Origin of the sequence: Natrialba sp. PRR66, from assembly GCF_034808065.1 — an archaeon.
Lineage (GTDB): Archaea > Halobacteriota > Halobacteria > Halobacteriales > Natrialbaceae > Natrialba > Natrialba aegyptia.
In genome coordinates, this window is sequence record NZ_JAXHGN010000080.1 from 1 (window position 1) to 277 (window position 277).

The 277-nt window shown below is 69.3% G+C and carries 1 protein-coding gene; it reads left to right on the plus strand.

The annotated features are described in order from the left end of the window. Nucleotides 1-148: 148 nt before the first annotated feature. Nucleotides 149-277, plus strand: a 129-nt coding sequence (locus SM755_RS24360) for a glycogen/starch synthase (protein ID WP_342674270.1), incomplete at its 3' end; no start/stop codon positions are given.

Genomic DNA, 277 nt, shown 5'->3' on the forward strand with positions numbered 1-277 from the left:
TGATCGACCGGGGCTGCGTGCTGCCCGAAGGCACGGTGATCGGCGAGAACCCCGAGCAGGATGCGCAGCGCTTCTCCCGCACGGAAAGCGGCGTGGTGCTGGTCACTGCAGACATGCTGCAAAAGGGTAGTGTCGCGCCGGCAGCATGATGCGTGCCCTGCATGTTTGCGCGGAGATCTACCCCCTGCTCAAGACCGGCGGACTGGCCGACGTCACCGGCGCGTTGCCGCCGGCGCTGGCGCAGCTGGGATGCGACGCCCGGGTGCTGGTGCCGGGC